At 72.9% G+C, this 15,486-nt stretch carries 12 protein-coding genes and 1 pseudogene; 8 read left to right on the top strand and 5 right to left on the bottom strand.

All coding sequences use genetic code 11. The features are described from left to right. Positions 1-51: 51 nt before the first annotated feature. The 3 genes from ACWCXC_RS10405 to ACWCXC_RS10415 all read right to left on the bottom strand — a co-directional run bounded on the left by ACWCXC_RS10405 (position 52) and on the right by ACWCXC_RS10415 (position 2,803). A complete protein-coding gene (locus tag ACWCXC_RS10405; RefSeq protein ID WP_450685834.1) occupies positions 52-801 on the bottom strand; it encodes a GntR family transcriptional regulator in 750 nt (249 codons plus the stop codon). A 68-nt stretch (positions 802-869) separates the two neighbouring features. After that, a complete protein-coding gene (locus ACWCXC_RS10410; protein ID WP_450685833.1) occupies positions 870-1,856 on the bottom strand; it encodes an acetylxylan esterase in 987 nt (328 codons plus the stop codon). Between the two features lie 122 nt (positions 1,857-1,978). Next, positions 1,979-2,803, bottom strand: coding sequence for an amidohydrolase family protein (locus ACWCXC_RS10415; RefSeq protein WP_450685832.1), 825 nt, complete (start codon positions 2,801-2,803; stop codon positions 1,979-1,981). Between the two features lie 211 nt (positions 2,804-3,014). Between ACWCXC_RS10415 and ACWCXC_RS10420 the strand changes: the two genes are divergently transcribed. Both ACWCXC_RS10420 and ACWCXC_RS10425 read left to right on the top strand, forming a co-directional pair. Further along, positions 3,015-4,856: a hypothetical protein gene (locus ACWCXC_RS10420; protein WP_450887988.1), complete on the top strand. Its 1,842-nt coding sequence runs from the start codon at positions 3,015-3,017 to the stop codon at positions 4,854-4,856. Then, the gene (locus tag ACWCXC_RS10425; protein WP_450887990.1) at positions 4,853-5,809 is read left to right on the top strand and encodes an aldo/keto reductase; all 957 of its coding nucleotides are present in this window, start codon (positions 4,853-4,855) and stop codon (positions 5,807-5,809) included. The genes ACWCXC_RS10420 and ACWCXC_RS10425 overlap by 4 nt, the downstream gene beginning before the upstream one ends. 118 nt (positions 5,810-5,927) lie before the next feature. On the opposite strand, the gene ACWCXC_RS10430 is transcribed toward ACWCXC_RS10425, so the two are convergent. Both ACWCXC_RS10430 and ACWCXC_RS10435 read right to left on the bottom strand, forming a co-directional pair. After that, positions 5,928-7,511, bottom strand: a complete 1,584-nt coding sequence (locus ACWCXC_RS10430) for a TROVE domain-containing protein (RefSeq protein WP_450887992.1) — start codon at positions 7,509-7,511, stop codon at positions 5,928-5,930. Positions 7,512-7,777: 266 nt separating this feature from the next. Next, positions 7,778-8,287, bottom strand: a complete 510-nt coding sequence (locus ACWCXC_RS10435; protein ID WP_450887994.1) for a DinB family protein — start codon at positions 8,285-8,287, stop codon at positions 7,778-7,780. Between the two features lie 227 nt (positions 8,288-8,514). Here ACWCXC_RS10435 and ACWCXC_RS10440 point away from each other — a divergent pair, with 227 nt between their 5' ends. The 6 genes and pseudogenes from ACWCXC_RS10440 (at position 8,515) to ACWCXC_RS10465 (ending at position 15,430) form a co-directional block, all read left to right on the top strand. Next, positions 8,515-9,510: a DUF3533 domain-containing protein gene (locus tag ACWCXC_RS10440; RefSeq protein WP_450686184.1), complete on the top strand. Its 996-nt coding sequence runs from the start codon at positions 8,515-8,517 to the stop codon at positions 9,508-9,510. Between the two features lie 224 nt (positions 9,511-9,734). After that, the gene (gene modA / locus ACWCXC_RS10445; protein ID WP_450887996.1) at positions 9,735-10,556 is read left to right on the top strand and encodes a molybdate ABC transporter substrate-binding protein; all 822 of its coding nucleotides are present in this window, start codon (positions 9,735-9,737) and stop codon (positions 10,554-10,556) included. Continuing rightward, a complete protein-coding gene (modB, locus tag ACWCXC_RS10450) occupies positions 10,553-11,410 on the top strand; it encodes a molybdate ABC transporter permease subunit (RefSeq protein ID WP_450887998.1) in 858 nt (285 codons plus the stop codon). The genes modA and modB overlap by 4 nt, the downstream gene beginning before the upstream one ends. Then, entirely contained in the window at positions 11,407-12,501 is a 1,095-nt protein-coding gene (locus ACWCXC_RS10455; RefSeq protein ID WP_450888000.1) for an ABC transporter ATP-binding protein, read from the top strand. Before modB ends, ACWCXC_RS10455 begins: the two co-directional genes overlap by 4 nt. Before the next feature lie 165 nt (positions 12,502-12,666). Beyond that, positions 12,667-14,120: pseudogene (locus ACWCXC_RS10460) on the top strand (basic amino acid/polyamine antiporter). A 47-nt stretch (positions 14,121-14,167) separates the two neighbouring features. Further along, positions 14,168-15,430, top strand: a complete 1,263-nt coding sequence (locus ACWCXC_RS10465; RefSeq protein WP_450888002.1) for an arginine deiminase — start codon at positions 14,168-14,170, stop codon at positions 15,428-15,430. Positions 15,431-15,486 lie beyond the last annotated feature (56 nt).

A 15,486-nucleotide genomic window follows, 5' to 3' on the forward strand; every position in this document is an offset into this window, starting at 1 on the left:
GCTGGGGCCCCGCCCCGGACCCCGGGGTCGGGCCCACTGGCCTGCTCTCCCTCAGCCAGCCGTCGGCGCGGTGCTCCCTCGCGCCGTCCGGCCCTCCGGCTTCTTGGACTCCCGCGCGTCCGGCACCGGCCCCCGGCCCGCCGCGTGGTCGGCGAAAGCCTCGGCGGCCTTGACGGGCTCCCGGGAGCGCAGCAGCTCCACGAGGCGTCCGTGCTCCTCGGCCATCGCGTGCCAGTCGCCGTCGAACAGGGGGTCCGAGATGGCCCGCAGGGTGCGCAGGCTCGGCTCGATGACCTCCCACATCCGGGCCAGGAACGGATTGCCCGCGAACTGCCCGACCAGGGTGTGGAATTCGATGTCGGCGTCGCGGAACTCGCTCACGTCGCTCGCGGCGACCGCCCGATGCATCCTCTCGACCTGGGTGTCGAGCTGGGCCAGCTCGTCCTCGGTGATGCGCTCGGCGGCCAGCCGGGCGGCCAGGCTCTCCAGGGGCTCACGCACCTGGCGGGCGTACTCGGCGTCCTGCGAGGAGATCTCCACGACGAAGTGGCCCCGGCGGGGCACATGCGTGAAGACGCCCTCGCGGGCGAGCCGCTTGACCGCCTCGCGCACCGGGGCCTGGCTCACCCCGAGCCGCCGGGCGATCTCCGACTCGACCACCCGGTCGTTGGGCGCGAGGTCGCCCTCGACGACGGCCTGGCGCAGCAGCTCGTACACCTGGTCCGAAATCAGTGTCTTACGGAACCGGTCCTTGTTGGTGGCCAGCGTGGAGACGAATCCACCCGACGCATTCGATGCCATGAGTTCCCAATCCTGCACTGGGGCGCGTGAGTTGCGACATGGTACGCACCCGTCTTCTCCCGATGGAATCACGCGGTGGCGGCGAGCCGCTTGGCCAGCCACTCCAGCTTCACGACCTCGTGGGCGGGGCCGCCGCCCTCGTGGTCGTTGAACGGATAGACGCTGATGCGCTTGTCGCTCTGGTCCACCCCGCCGAGCGCGCCGTAGTGGTTGTAGGCGGCGTACACGGTGGAGGGCGGGCAGATGTGGTCCATCAGTCCGACGGAGAAGAGCGTCGGCGCGTTCGCCCGGCGGGCGAGGGTGGCGCCGTCGAAGTAGGACATGGTGCGGGTGACGGTGGCCGCGTGCTCGCGGTGCATCTTCACGAACTTGGTGACCTCGGCGTACGGGGGCATGTCCGTGATCGTGGTGGCGCGGGGGAAGTGGCACAGGAAGGGGACGTCCGGCATGACGGCGACGAGGTCGGGGACGAGGCCGGCGGCGGCGAGCGTGATGCCGCCGCCCTGGCTGGTGCCGGTGACCACGACGCGGGCCGCGTCGACCGAGGGATGGCTGCGCGCGGCGGCGACGGCCCGGACGGCGTCGGTGTAGAGCCGGCGGTAGTAGTAGCGCTCGGGGTCGAGGACTCCTCGGGTGAGGAAGCCGGGGGCGGCGATGTCGCCGGAGGCCGGGTCGGGGTCGGGGGTCTCGGCCCCCTGGCCCCGGGTGTCCATGATGAAGTGGGCGTACCCCGCGTCGGCCCAGAGCCGCTTCTCGTGCGGGGCGCCGCGTCCGCTGTTGTAGCCGAGGTACTCCACGACGGCCGGCAGCGGGCCGGTGCGGGTGACGGGCAACTGGAGCCAGCCGCGCACGCGGTGGCCGCCGTAGCCGGAGAAGGTGACGTCGAAGGTGTCGACGGTGACCAGTCCGTTGGGGACCGGTTCGAAGGTCGCGTCGAGGGCGAACCCTCGCTGCTGATCCAGTGTCTCGCGCCAGAAGGCGTCGAAGTCCTCGGGTTCGGGGAGGGCCGGGCGGTAACGCTCCAGCTCCTCCAGGGGCAGGTCGAACTGTGCCATGCGTATCTCCGCGGAGGTCGGCCGACTCTCGGAAGGGGCGGAGTCGGTCAGTGATCATCGCCTATCGATCATCGAGAGAATCGAATCAGGGGCGTTCGCGCACTGTCAACCACGCGTAACCGTCAGCTCCGGAGTCCGTAGACGCGGACGGCCGTGGTGTGCAGGATTCGCTCGCGGTCGGGGGCCCGGAGGTGTTCCAGGCCCGCACGCCCGAGGGCGAGGGAGTCGGCCCGTGAGCCCCGAGGCAGGCAGATGGGCCAGTCGGAGCCGATGAGGCAGCGGTCGGGGCCGAGGGTGTCCACCACGTGGCGGACCAGGGCGGCGACGCGGTCGTGCGGGAGGCCGGGGTGCTGGGTGAGCAGTCCGGAGATCTTGACGACGACGCCGGGCCGGCCGGCCGCCCGTTCCACGGCGCGGTACCACTCCCCCGCGTCCGGGGTGCGGGGGTCGGGCGGATTGCCCAGGTGGTCGACGACGACGGTGAGTCCGGGATGGGCGTCCACGGCGTGCGCGGCGGCGGTCAGGGCGTCCCGGTGGAGGTTGAGTTCGAGCACGGTTCCGGTGTCGGCCACCACCGTGACCAGCGCGCGGGCCGCTTCCGGGGTGTCCGCCCAGGTGGCGCCGCCGAGCCGCATCCCGTTGGGGCGCGCCTCGCCCAGTTCGTCCAGCAGCTCCCGGAAGCGGGCGGGCCCGCCGTCCCCGTGGACGTGGAGATTGGCCACGTACCCGGCGACCAGATCGGGGCGGCTCACCCGCAGGTCGCGCAGGGCCAGGGTCTCGCCGGCGTCGCCGCGCGAGGCCTCGACCAGAACCGATCCGGCCAGGTCGAGACCGCTGCCCGAACGCTCCAAGTCGCCCTCGTCAACGGTGTGATGGTGCTCACTGCCGGGTTTGATCCACGGGAATCCCCGGGCCGGATCCCACAGGTGGACATGGCAGTCGATCACGGTGCGCCTCCTCGTCGGGGCCGGGCGGGGCGCTCCGACGTATTGACACGTCGCCCCCTGCCGGTGAGTCTAACCATCGGCTATCGATGGGCGATTATTCAATCCGTATGTGATGTGGGAGCAGGTGTTCTCGATGCTCAGGCCTGAGCGGACCGGCGGCACGCAGACGAGGGGTCCGGCGCACGGCCCCTTGCTGACCGGGACCCGTGCCGTGACCGAGGTCCCCCGATGGGCGCAACTCCAGCGGCGGTTGTTCGCCGCCCAGGACACGGCATGGCGGTTGTTCGCCGACCGCTACACGGAAGGGGACGGCCGGCTGGTCTTCCGGGACACGCTCGGCGAGGGCCTGGACGGCCGCGACGGCGTGGACGACTTCTACGAACCCTTCTTCAACTGGCCGACGCTGTACCTGCTGGGCGGGAGCGCGGATCTGCTGTCCGCCTCGCGCCGCCACTGGCGGGGCGTCACCGCCCAGCTGACCGAGATGGGCATGCTGGTCGACGGGTTCGAGCGCGGCTACGACTGGTTCCACCAGGGCGAGGGCCTGCTCCTGTTCTACGGGCTCTGCCTAGCCGACCCGGACGACGCGGAGCTCGGCGAACTGGCCCGGCGCTTCGCCGACCTGTATCTGGCCGGCGGCCCCAACTACGACCCGGTCCACCGGGTGATCCGGGCCCCGCACAACGGAGCAGCCGGGCCGCGCTTCGGTTTCAGCGACGAGGAGGCGTACTTCCCCTGGAGCGAGGCGCTGCATCCGTACGGACTGCCGCTGGACGGGATGGACGTCGGCTCCTTCGGGGAGCTGGCCGCCGATCCGGAGCGGGCCCGGGAGTACGGGCGCGCGATGTGGGACCGGATGGGCCGGGGCGACACGATCGTCAACCTGGCGGCGACGAGCCTGGCGACGAACGCGTACCTGCTCGGTGGCGACCAGCGGTACGCGGACTGGGTCGCGGAGTACGTCGGCGGCTGGCAGGACCGGCTCGGGGACCGCGAGGTCGTCCCCGACAACGCGGGGCTCGGCGGCGTGGTGGGCGAGTACCTGGAGGGCCGCTGGTACGGCGGCCACTACGGCTGGTCGTGGCCGCACGGTCTGTCCCCCGTCGGCAGCGCCACCCTCGTCGGCGCGGTCAACGCGACGCTCCTGACCGGCGACCGGAGCTATCTGGGCCTGGCCCGCAACCCCCTGGACGCGGTGCTGGACCACGCCGAGCAGCGCGCCCCCGAGGGGCGGGGCACGCTCGGCGAGCGCTGGGACCCGCATCTGCGGTCGATGCGCGGCGGGACCACACTGATGGTGCCGCAGCGGCACAACGACTCCGGCTGGTTCGACTTCACCGTCATGCCCGGTCAGCTCCCGCTCTCGCTGTGGCACTTCAGCCGCGACGAGGCCGACCGCGCCCGCATCGAGCGGCTGCGGGCCGGAGCCGCCTGGGACTGGTCCGCGGTGCACACCCAGCGGATCAAGGACGAGGCGGGACACGAGGAGCCCTGGTACGAATTCCTGCACGGGCGCAACCCCGACTATCCGGAGCGGATGCTCTCCAGCGCGCTGGCGAGCTGCGCCGAGCGGGTCGAGGCCATCGAGAACGACACGGTCGACCCCGGCTCCGGTCCGGACGCGCTGGGCATCCACCACTGGCAGCACCTCAACCCGGTGGTCACGGAGGCCCTGCTCCAGCTGACCACCGGCTCCCCGCAGGTCCTCTACAACGGCGGTCTGGCCCAGCTGCACCTGCGCTACCACGACGCGGACGCCCGGCGCCCCGGGCTGCCGGCCGACGTCGCCGCGCTGGTCTCCGACATCCGCCCGGAGCACACGGTGACCGAGCTGGTGAACCTCGGCGGCGCGGCCCGCTCCCTGCTGGTGCAGGCGGGTTCGTTCGCCGAGCACCGCATCGCCACCGTACGGGTGGACGACGGCCCCGAACAGCCCGTCGACGGACCGTACGTACGCCTCGCGCTGCCCGGGCACACCCGGGTCCGGCTCACCCTGACCATGACGCTGCGCGCGGGCCGCGCGGCCTGCGCCTCTCCCTGGGACACGGAATGAACGACCACCGCGCGGCCACCCGGCTGCCCTTCGCCCTCCCCCGCCTCGGACTGGGCACCGCCCCGATCGGCGGCCTGTACGAGGAGGTGTCCGACGAGGACGCCGCCGCGACCGTCGCCGCCTCGCTGGCGGAGGGGATCACCTACTTCGACACCGCCCCCCGGTACGGGCACGGAGTCGCGGAACGGCGGCTCGGCCGACTGCTCCCCCCGGCCGGCGACCCGGCCCCGGTGATCTCCACCAAGACGGGCTGGCTGCTGCGCCCCCGGCCGGACGGCTCCCCCGGCGAGGTGGTCACCGACTGGACCGAGCGCGGTATCCGCGAGTCACTGGAGTCCAGCCTCACCCGGCTCGGCCGCTCCAGCGTCGACATCCTCTACCTCCACGACCCGGACGACTATCCGGACGAGGTCCGCCGCACGGCCTATCCGGCGGTGCGCCGGCTGCGGGACGAGGGGCTGATCCGGGCCATCGGCTTCGGCATGAACCACAGCGCCCCGCTGACCGAGTACGTCACGGAGTTCGAGGTCGACGCGGTGCTCGTCGCAGGCCGCTTCTCGCTCCTGGACCACCAGGCGCTGGAGACCCTGCTCCCCCGGTGCGCCGAGACGGGCACGGCCGTCGTGGTCGGCGGGGTCTTCAACACCGGGCTGCTGGCCGACCCCTCCCCCGGCGCGATGTTCCACTACCGTCCGGCCCCGGCCGAGGCACTGCAGCGGGCCCGCCGCTGCCGGGAGCTGTGCGCGGAGCACGGGGTGCCGCTCACGGCGGCGGCCGTGCAGTTCCCGCTGCTCCACCCCGCGGTGAGTTCGGTCGTCCTGGGCTGCCGTTCGGCCCACGAGGTGACGGCGAACGCGGCAGCGGCCCGCTTCCCCGTCCCGGACGCGCTGTGGGAGCGCCTGGCGGACGCCGGTTTCGTCCCCCGGCGGCTGCTGGAGGCGCGCGCCGGCTAGGACGTTCCGTCCGGATCGGGCGAGCCGGCACGAGCCGGACGAAAGGCCCCACCGGCACCGTCTCCTCCCCGTTCCGCCGTCCGCCCGGGTCCTGACGCCCGGGCGGACGGCGTCCCGTTCACGGCGCTGTCCAGGGCCAGCGTCCGGCGCGGCCGTTCTCGATGAGTCCGACCATGCGGAAGGCCGCATCGGAGAGTCCGCCGAAGGTGTGCCGGTGGCGTCCGGCGGGGAGGTGCGCGGGGCGGTAGCCCGCGAGGTTCCAGGTGTAGACGGGAACGCGGGACGGCACGGACGCGACGGGGTTGCCGGTGCCCGCCGTCTGCTCGTCGGTCACGATCAGCACCCGGTCGTGGTCGCGGAAGCGGGTGCGTACGGCCCGCTCGGTGCAGGTGCCGCCGAGCGCGTGGAAGCGTCCGGCCACGTCGAGGACCGGTTCGCCCGCCGTGAACGGGACCGGTGCGCTGTGCCAGCCGAACTCCACCAGGTCGGCCCGCTCGGCACGCAGGGCCAGCGCGGCGCCGAAGAGGGCCGCCGCGTCGGCCCGGGTCAGGGTGGAGCGGTCGGAGACGGTGTCCCAGAACATCGAGTCGGAGCGGTCCACCAGGACCAGGGTGCGGCCGGGCAGCGCGGGGACGTGGGCCAGGCTGTGGCCGAGCGCCGTCTCCAGGGCGCCGGCCCACCGCCCGGAGGGGGCGTTGCGGTGGGCGGCGAGGTAGCGGAAGGGGAACTGCCGGGAGCGGGCGACCTCCTCGGGGTCCGCGATGCGGGCGGCGACCCGTGCGGCGGCCTCGTCCGAGACGCCCGCCTCGTCGAAGTTGCGCAGATTGCGGAGCAGGGCCATGGGCCCCATCGAAGGGATGACCGCCTCCCACACGGCGGCGTCCAGGGGCCCGTGCAGCCAGCCCGCCAGGGCCTCCCAGGTCATCCCGGCCGCCGCCAGCCGGGCGGCCCCGCCCGGCCCGGTGACCGCGGCACGCCGCTCCGCCACCGGAAGCGCGGTCAGCTCGCGGTGGGCGCGCAGCACGGTGTCACCGGCGGGTGGAACGGCCGTCGCCGGATGGTGGCGGCGGTCCAGGGCGTAGCGGAACAGCTCGCTCTGCCAGGGCCGTTGCGGGTGCGGGGCCGCGTGCACCACGTTCAGCACGTCCCCGAAGCGGAAGGCGTGCGAGGCGGTGTCGTACGTGAGCAGGGAGCGGGAGGTGTACAGCCGGCGTACGGCGTCGGCGGTGCCGCGCTTCACGGGCTGGGGGATGCGGCGGCCGTAGGCGGAGGTCCAGTGGGCGAGCAGTTCGCCGGGTTCGTCGGCGCGGCGCAGGACCGAGTCGATCACGGAGCGGTTGCCGGGGCCGTGGGTCGTACGGGCGTCGAGCCGGGCCCGTACGTACGCGGCGGCGCCGACCAGCGGGGCGGTGCGCAGATGGGCGTCCTCGCGGAGCCAGCGCAGCAGCCCGGCGGTCCAGTGGGGGTCCTCGACCGCGAGCCGGCCGACCAGGTGGGCGAAGCGGGCGTCGCGTTCGCCCGCGTCCTCGTAATAGGCGCGCTGGGAGACGAGGTTGCCGACGGCGAGGAGGAACAGTTCCTCCTTCGGTGGCCGGAAGAAGGCGGGTCCGCCCTGGTGGGTGGTGCGGGCCCGGGGCTGTCCGACGGTGCGGGCAGCGTGGGAGAGGCGGGCCGCCGCGGAGACCGGCGGGGCCACGAGCATCTCGGTCCAGACCTTGGAGACGCGCGGGGTGTGGCGAGGCAGGGATTCCCCCCGGGTTCGGGAACAGGGAGCCCCGGACGCGGTGTCCCGGGGCTGGTCGACCGCGCCTCCCGAGTTCAGGAAGAGGCGGCGGCGTCACATGGTGTCAGAGGAAGGAGCCGCAGCCGAGCGCATCGGGGGCGCGGTCGCCGGGGCAGCCTATGCCCGGGGGCGGGGGCGCCACCACCGATTAAACGGCGGCGCCCCGCGCGGGAGTTCGCGGGCTCTCAGGCACCGACCGTGCCGTCCACGCCTTCGCGCAGGAGGTCGGCGTGGCCGTTGTGGCGCCCGTACTCCAGAAGGACGTGGACCATGACCATCCGCAGGGAGACCTCCTCGTCCCAGCGCGGCTGGAGCCCCGTCCGGTCCAGGGAGTCGATCGCGCCCTCGATGCGCCGTGCGTGGTCCACCTCGGTCCGCCAGGCGTCGAACGCCTCCTGGCGGGTGGCGGTGCCCGCGTCGTACGCGGCCTGGAAGTCCATCCGGTCGGACCAGACGAGGGGCACGTCGTGGTCCTCGAACACCCGGCGGAACCACGTGCGTTCGACCTCGGCCATGTGCCGGACGAGGCCGAGGAGGGACAGGCCGGAGGGCGGCATGGAGCGCTGCCGCAACTCCTCGTCGGTCAGGCCCTCGCACTTCATGGCGAGGGTCGCCCGGTGGTAGTCGAGGAAGGCCCGCAGGGTCTCGCGTTCGTTGCCCCGGCTGGGCGGTCCCACCCGGTGGTCGTCCGTCATGCCCGTTCCCCTCGTTCGCCGCTGGTGCCGGGGCCAGTATCGGTCACCGGGGCGGCGTACGGCCGAACGGGGTACGCGCCGCCCCGGGCCGCGTGTTCTCCCGGCCGTGCGGCCGGACAAGCCGACTATGTGGTGGTTCGGAAGGAACCGAACACATCCGGCGGGGAAAGGGACTTCACGTGGCGAGTGCGACGGACCGGCCGGGCGGGCACACCGTCCGGCAGGAATTGCGCGATGCGATCTCGACCAGGTCCGTGCTCGTGATGGTGGGCGTGCTGCTGCTCCAACTGGGCTTCGCTCTCTCGTACATGGGCGCCTTCCACGCCCCGAAGCCGCACCGGGTGCCGATCGTCGTGGTGGCGCCGGCGGCGGCCGAAGCGGAGCTGGTGGCCCGGCTCAACGCGCTGCCCGGCGAGCCCCTGCACGTCACCGCCGCCGCGAACCGGGCGCAGGCCCGCTCCCGGCTCCTGGAACGGGACACGGACGCGGCCCTGATCGTCAACGCGGCCGGACGCACGGACACCTTGATGGTGGCCTCGGCGGGCGGGCCGTCGGCGGCGGACGCCGCGGCGAAGATCGTGGCGGAGGTGGAACGGACCCAGAAGCGTTCCCTGGTGGTTCGGGACATCCGCCCGCCGGCGGCGGGCGACTCGCGTGGCCTGTCCTCCTTCTATCTGGTTCTCAGCTGGACAATCGGCGGCTATCTCGCCGCGTCGGCGCTGAACATGGCGGCGGGCTCGAAGCGGCCCACCCTGCGCCGCACGCTGGTGCGTCTCGCCGCGATGGTGCCGTACGCGTTCGTTTCCGGCATCGGGGGCGCGATCATCGTGGGTCCGGTGCTGAACTGTCTGCCGGGCGCGTTCTGGGACCTGGTGGGGATCGGCACGCTCGTGGTGTTCGCCTCGGGGGCGGTGGGGGTGGCGCTCCAGTCGCTGGCCGGCACGGTGGGGCTCGGCCTCACGATCCTCATCTTCACGATCCTGGGCAACCCCAGTTCGGGAGGGGTCTATCCGTCCTCGCTGCTGCCGCCGTTCTGGGCGGCCATCGGCCAGGCGCTGCCGCCGGGCGCGGGGACCACGGTCGTCCGCAACACGGTCTACTTCGACGGCAGTGCGACCACCGGCGCGCTGTGGATCCTGGGCGCGTGGGCGTTCGCGGGCATCGTCGTCGCCATCGGCTCCGCGGCCCTGGGGGCCGGCCGGCGGTCCCGTCCCCTCACCTGACGGCCCCCCGGCAGCCGGCCTCCCGTAGAAACGCACATGCCAGGGTGAATCCCGGACGATCCGGCTCATGCGAAGCGACAGGAGACATGGACCTCGCATCTGCGGCATGATGATCGACGCGTGCACGGCCACCGGATCGGGGATGCGGCGGCCGGACGGCACGCGTCGACCACGTCCGCCGGACCGATGACGGTTCCGTGCGGACCGGAGGGAGTGGACCCGTGATGAGCCGACCCGCGCGCCGGACCCGTCGCATGGTGGAGACGGCCGGTGCGGGCGCCGCCGCCCTGCTCCTCCTGAGCGCCTGCTCCTCGTCCGGATCGGACGCGGCCTCGGACTCCTCGCCGTCGGGCGGCGGGCCGGGGAAGCTCTCCGGCGGGGTGACCGTGTTCGCCGCCGCCTCGCTCAAGGAGAGCTTCGAGACTCTGGGCCGGCGGTTCGAACAGGCCCACCCGGGCACCTCCGTCACCTTCAGCTTCGGCGGCAGCGACTCGCTGGCGGCGGGCATCACCGGCGGCGCCCCGGCCGACGTGTTCGCCTCGGCGAGCCCCAAGACGATGAAGATCGTCACGGACGCCGGGGACAACGCCGCCGCCCCGGCCACGTTCGTCCGCAACCGGCTGGAGATCGCCACCCTGCCCGGCAACCCCGGCAGGGTGGCCTCGCTGAAGGACCTCACCGGCTCCAGCCTCAAGGTCGTGCTGTGCGACCGGACCGTGCCGTGCGGCGCGGCCGCGCAGAAGGCGCTGGACGCGAGCGGGCTGAAGCTCACCCCGGTCTCCTACGAGCAGGACGTCAAGGCGGCCCTCACCAAGGTGGTCCTGAAGGAGGCCGACGCCGCGCTCGTGTACAGGACGGATGTGAAGGCGGCCGGCGGGAAGGTGGAGGGCGTGGAGTTCCCCGAATCGGCCGGTGCCGTCAACGACTACCCGATCGTGCTGCTCAAGGGCTCGAAGAACACGGAGACCGCGAAGGCGTTCATCGCGCTCGTCCGCTCCGCCGAGGGCCGGGAGGTCCTGAACGAGGCCGGGTTCCTCAAGCCGTGACCGTCCCTTCCCCGGCGCCCCGCGAGGCCGTGCCCGCCCCGGACGGCCCGCGGCCGCGCCGCCGTGCCCCGCGCCGGCCGGGCGCGCCGCTGCCGCTGCTGGTCCCGGCCGTGGTCGGGCTCGCCTTCCTGGCGCTGCCCCTGGTCGCGCTGCTGATCAGGGCCCCGTGGCGCGGCATGCCGTCATTGCTGACCAGCACCGGGGTCTGGGAGGCGCTGCGGCTCTCGCTCCTGTGCGCGACCGGGGCGACGGCGGTGAGCCTGGTGCTCGGGGTGCCGCTGGCCTGGCTGCTGGCACGGGTCGAGTTCCCCGGGCGGGGCCTTGTGCGCGCGCTGGTGACGCTGCCCCTGGTGCTGCCTCCGGTGGTCGGCGGTGTGGCGCTGCTGATGGCGCTCGGCCGCAACGGGGTCGTGGGCCAGTGGCTCGACGCGTGGTTCGGTGTCACGCTGCCGTTCACGACGACGGGCGTGGTCGTCGCGGAGGCGTTCGTCGCGATGCCGTTCCTCGTCATCAGCGTGGAGGGCACGCTGCGGGCCGCCGATCCCCGGTACGAGGAGGCCGCGACGACGCTGGGCGCCTCGCGTTTCACCGCGTTCCGCCGGGTCACCCTGCCGATGATCATGCCGGGGATCGCGGCCGGCGCGGTGCTGGCGTGGGCGCGTGCGCTCGGGGAGTTCGGCGCCACCATCACGTTCGCCGGGAACTTCCCGGGCCGGACGCAGACGATGCCGCTCGCCGTGTACCTGGCGCTGCAGAGCGACCCGGAGGCCGCGATCGCCCTCAGCCTCGTGCTGCTCGCCGTGTCCGTCGCGGTCCTGGCCGGACTGCGCGACCGCTGGATGACCGCCTCATGACCGGCACCGGCGCCACCCCGCGCCCCACCGCCCCCCTCGCGCCCGCACCGGACGCGGGGCTGGACGCCCGGCTGCTGGTGGAGCGGGGAACGTTCCGTCTCGATGTGGCGCTGCGCGCGGCGCCCGGTGACGTGATCGCGCTCCTCGGCCCGAACGGCGCGGGCAAGACGACCGCCCTGCGCGCCCTGGCGGGCCTGGTGCCGCTGACGGACGGGCACATCCGGCTGGACGGCGCGGAGCTGGACCGGCTGGCGCCGGAGGCGCGGCCGGTCGGCGTCGTCTTCCAGGACTATCTGCTCTTCCCCCATCTGACCGCGCTGGACAATGTGGCGTTCGGGCCCCGCTGCCAGGGCGCCTCCCGGGCGCGGGCCCGCGCCGAGGCCGCCGGCTGGCTGGACCGCATGGGGCTCTCCGCCCACGCGTCCGTCAAGCCGCGCCGGCTCTCCGGAGGGCAGGCGCAGCGGGTGGCGCTCGCCCGTGCCCTGGCCGTCCGTCCCCGGCTGCTGCTGCTCGACGAACCGCTCGCGGCCCTCGACGCCCGCACCCGTCTCGACGTGCGCGCGCAGCTCCGCCGCCATCTGGCCGCGTTCGAAGCGGTCGCGGTGCTCGTCACGCACGACCCGCTCGACGCGATGGTCCTGGCCGACCATCTGGTCGTCGTCGAGGACGGCAGAATCGTGCAGGAGGGCAGCCCCGCCGCCATCGCCCGCCGTCCGCGTACGGACTACATCGCGCATCTGGTCGGTCTGAACCTGTACCGGGGGAGGGCCGACGCGCACACGGTGCGGCTCGACGGCGGACCCGTGATCACCACGTCGGAGGAGCTGTCCGGTCCGGCGTTCGTGGCCTTCCCGCCCAGCGCCGTCACCCTGCACCGCGCGCGCCCGTCGGGCTCCAGCGCCCGGAATCTCTGGCGGTGCGAGGTGGTGGGTCTGGACACGCACGGCGACCGGATCCGCGTGGCCCTCACGGGCGAACTGCCGCTGGTGGCCGCGCTGACGACGATGGCCGCGGCCGAGCTGGACCTGCACACGGGGGCCGAGGTCTGGGCGACGGTGAAGGCCACGCAGACACACGCGTATCCGGCGTGAGCGGGGCGCGCACGGGGACCTCGTCCTCGCTCCGCCTCCTTCACACCGCGAACCGGCAAAAGATGCTGTAGTCACCCATTTAGTACAAGGTGTGACTACGCGGCTGCCGAGCGCACCTGGCCCGGTGTCCGCAGAGGCCGGCCCCGCCGGAGCGGGAAGGACGTCATGACGCACGCAGCCACCACGGCCGAGACCGGGCCGCAGTCACCGCCGCCCGCGAAGCTGACGCTCTTCACGCTGACCACGATGGTGGTCGGCTCCATGGTCGGTGCGGGCGTCTTCTCGCTGCCGCGGCGCTTCGCGGAGGAGACCGGTGTCGCGGGCGCGCTGATCGCCTGGGCGATCGCCGGTGCGGGCATGCTCACGCTCGCCTTCGTCTTCCAGTCGCTGGCCGTGCGCCGGCCGGATCTGGACGCGGGGGTGTACGCGTACGCGAAGGCCGGGTTCGGTGAGTACCTGGGGTTCTTCTCGGCGTTCGGCTACTGGGCCAGCGCCTGCGTCGGCAATGTGACGTACTGGGTGCTGATCATGTCCACGGTCGGGGCGATCTGGCCCGCGCTGGGCGACGGGGACACGGCCCTGGCGATCGTGCTCTCCTCGGCCGGTCTGTGGGCGTTCTTCTTCATGATCCGCCGGGGGGTGAAGGAGGCCGCCGCGATCAACCGGATCGTCACCATGGCCAAGATCGTCCCCATTCTGGTCTTCGTCGTGCTGGCCCTGGTCTACTTCGACGCCGGGGTGTTCGCGGACAACTGGGGCGCGACTACGCGGGGTCGCTGTTCAGCCAGGTCCGGGGCACGATGCTGGCCACCGTCTTCGTCTTCCTCGGCATCGAGGGCGCGAGCGTGTACTCCCGGCACGCGAAGAGGCGCTCCGATGTGGGCCGGGCCACGCTCCTCGGCTTCCTGAGCGTCTTCGCGATCTTCGCCTCGGTCGTCATCGTGTCGTACGGGATCATGCCGATGGAGCAGATCGCGGGCCTGCGCCAGCTGTCCATGGCGGGGGTGCTGGAGGACGCGGTCGGCACCTGGGGCAAGGTCTTCATCAGCGTCGGTCTGATCGTGTCGGTGCTGGGCGCCTATCTGGCGTGGACGCTGATGTCGGCCGAGGTGCTGTTCGTCGCCGCGAAGGACGACGACATGCCGCGCTTCCTGGGACGTGCCAACCACGCCGACGTGCCGATTCCCGCGCTCGTGATGACCACGGTGCTGACTCAGATCGTGCTGGTGGTCACCGCGTTCTCCGACGACGCGTTCACCTTCGCGCTCGACCTCACCAGCGCCCTGTCCCTGATCCCGTATCTGCTGGCCGCCGGATTCGCGGTCAGGATCGGTGTCCGGGCGGACCCGCTGACCACCGGGGGCCGCACCTCGCGCGGCGAGCTGACGGTCGCGGCGCTCGCCACGCTCTACACGGCGTTCCTGATCTACGCGGCCGGGCTCCGCTTCGTCCTGATGTCGTTCATCCTCTACGCCCCCGCCACGGTGCTCTTCGTGATGGCCCGCCGTGAACAGGGCCGGACGCTCTTCTCGCCCCGGGAGGCGGTCGTCCTCACGGTCTCGGTGGCCGGTGCCGTCGTCGGCGTGGTGGCGCTCGCCGCCGGCTGGATCAGCCTCTGACACCCGTCCCCCGCCCGCCCGTTCGCACCCCGTCCAGGGAGGTCCCCATGACCGCACCGAGCACTCCGTCCCCGCTCCCCCACGGCGTCCACTCCGAGGTCGGGCGGTTGCGCAAGGTGCTGGTGTGCGCCCCCGGTCTGGCGCACCGCCGGCTGACCCCGACCAACGCGGACGACCTCCTCTTCGACGACGTCATGTGGGTGGAGAACGCCCAGCGCGACCACGCCGACTTCGTGGCCGAGCTGCGGCGGCGCGGCGTCGAGGTGGTGGAGCTGCACGAGCTGCTGGCCGAGACGTTGGCCGTCGAGGGGGCACGGTCCTGGCTCCTGGACCGCAAGATCGTGCCCAACGAGGTGGGCATCGGCCTGATCGACGCCACCCGCGCGTTCCTGGAGTCGCTGGAGCCCCGGCAGCTCGCCGAGTATCTGATCGGCGGGCTGGCGACCTTCGACCTCCCCGACGCGTACCGCTCGCCGTACGTCGCGCTGGCCCGCGAGTCCACGGGCGTCCGCGAGTACCTGATGCCCCCGCTGCCCAATACGCTCTACACCCGCGACACGACGTGCTGGCTGTACGGCGGCCTCACCCTCAATCCGTTGTACTGGCCGGCGCGGCACGACGAGACCCTGCTGATGAAGGCGGTCTACCGCTTCCACCCCGATTTCACCGGCGCGACCGTCTGGTGGGGCGATCCGGAGCGGGACTGGGGCCAGGCCACGTTCGAGGGCGGCGACATCATGCCCGTGGGCAACGGTGTCGTCCTCATGGGCATGAGCGAGCGCACCTCGCGCCAGGCGATCACCCAGGTCTCCGCGGCCCTCTTCGCCAACGGCGCGGCCGAGCACGTCATCGTGGCCGGCATGCCCCGGCTCCGGTCCGCGATGCACCTGGACACCGTGTTCACCTTCGCCGACCGGGACGTCGTCACGCTCTACCCGAAGATCATGGACGCGGTGCACACGTTCTCGCTGCGCCCCGGGGACGCGGCCGACCCGGTGCACGTCACGGACGAGGGCTCGACGCCCTTCGTGGACGTGGTCGCCCGGGGGCTCGGTCTGCCGGAGCTGCGGGTGATCGGGACCGGCGGCGATGTGTACGCCTCCGAACGGCAGCAGTGGGACAGCGGCAACAACGCCGTCGCCGTCGAGCCCGGCGTCGTCTTCACCTACGACCGCAACACCCAGACGAACGCCCTGCTGCGCGAGGCCGGGGTGGAGGTGGTGACCATCGTCGGCGCCGAACTGGGCCGGGGCCGGGGCGGCGGCCACTGCATGACCTGCCCGCTCGTCCGGGACCCGGTCGACTTCTGAGGGCCGCCCGGCACGGCTTGACCTTGACGCCGGGTCAACCCTCCATTCTTCCCCCA

This window comes from Streptomyces sp. NPDC001515 (assembly GCF_053597115.1).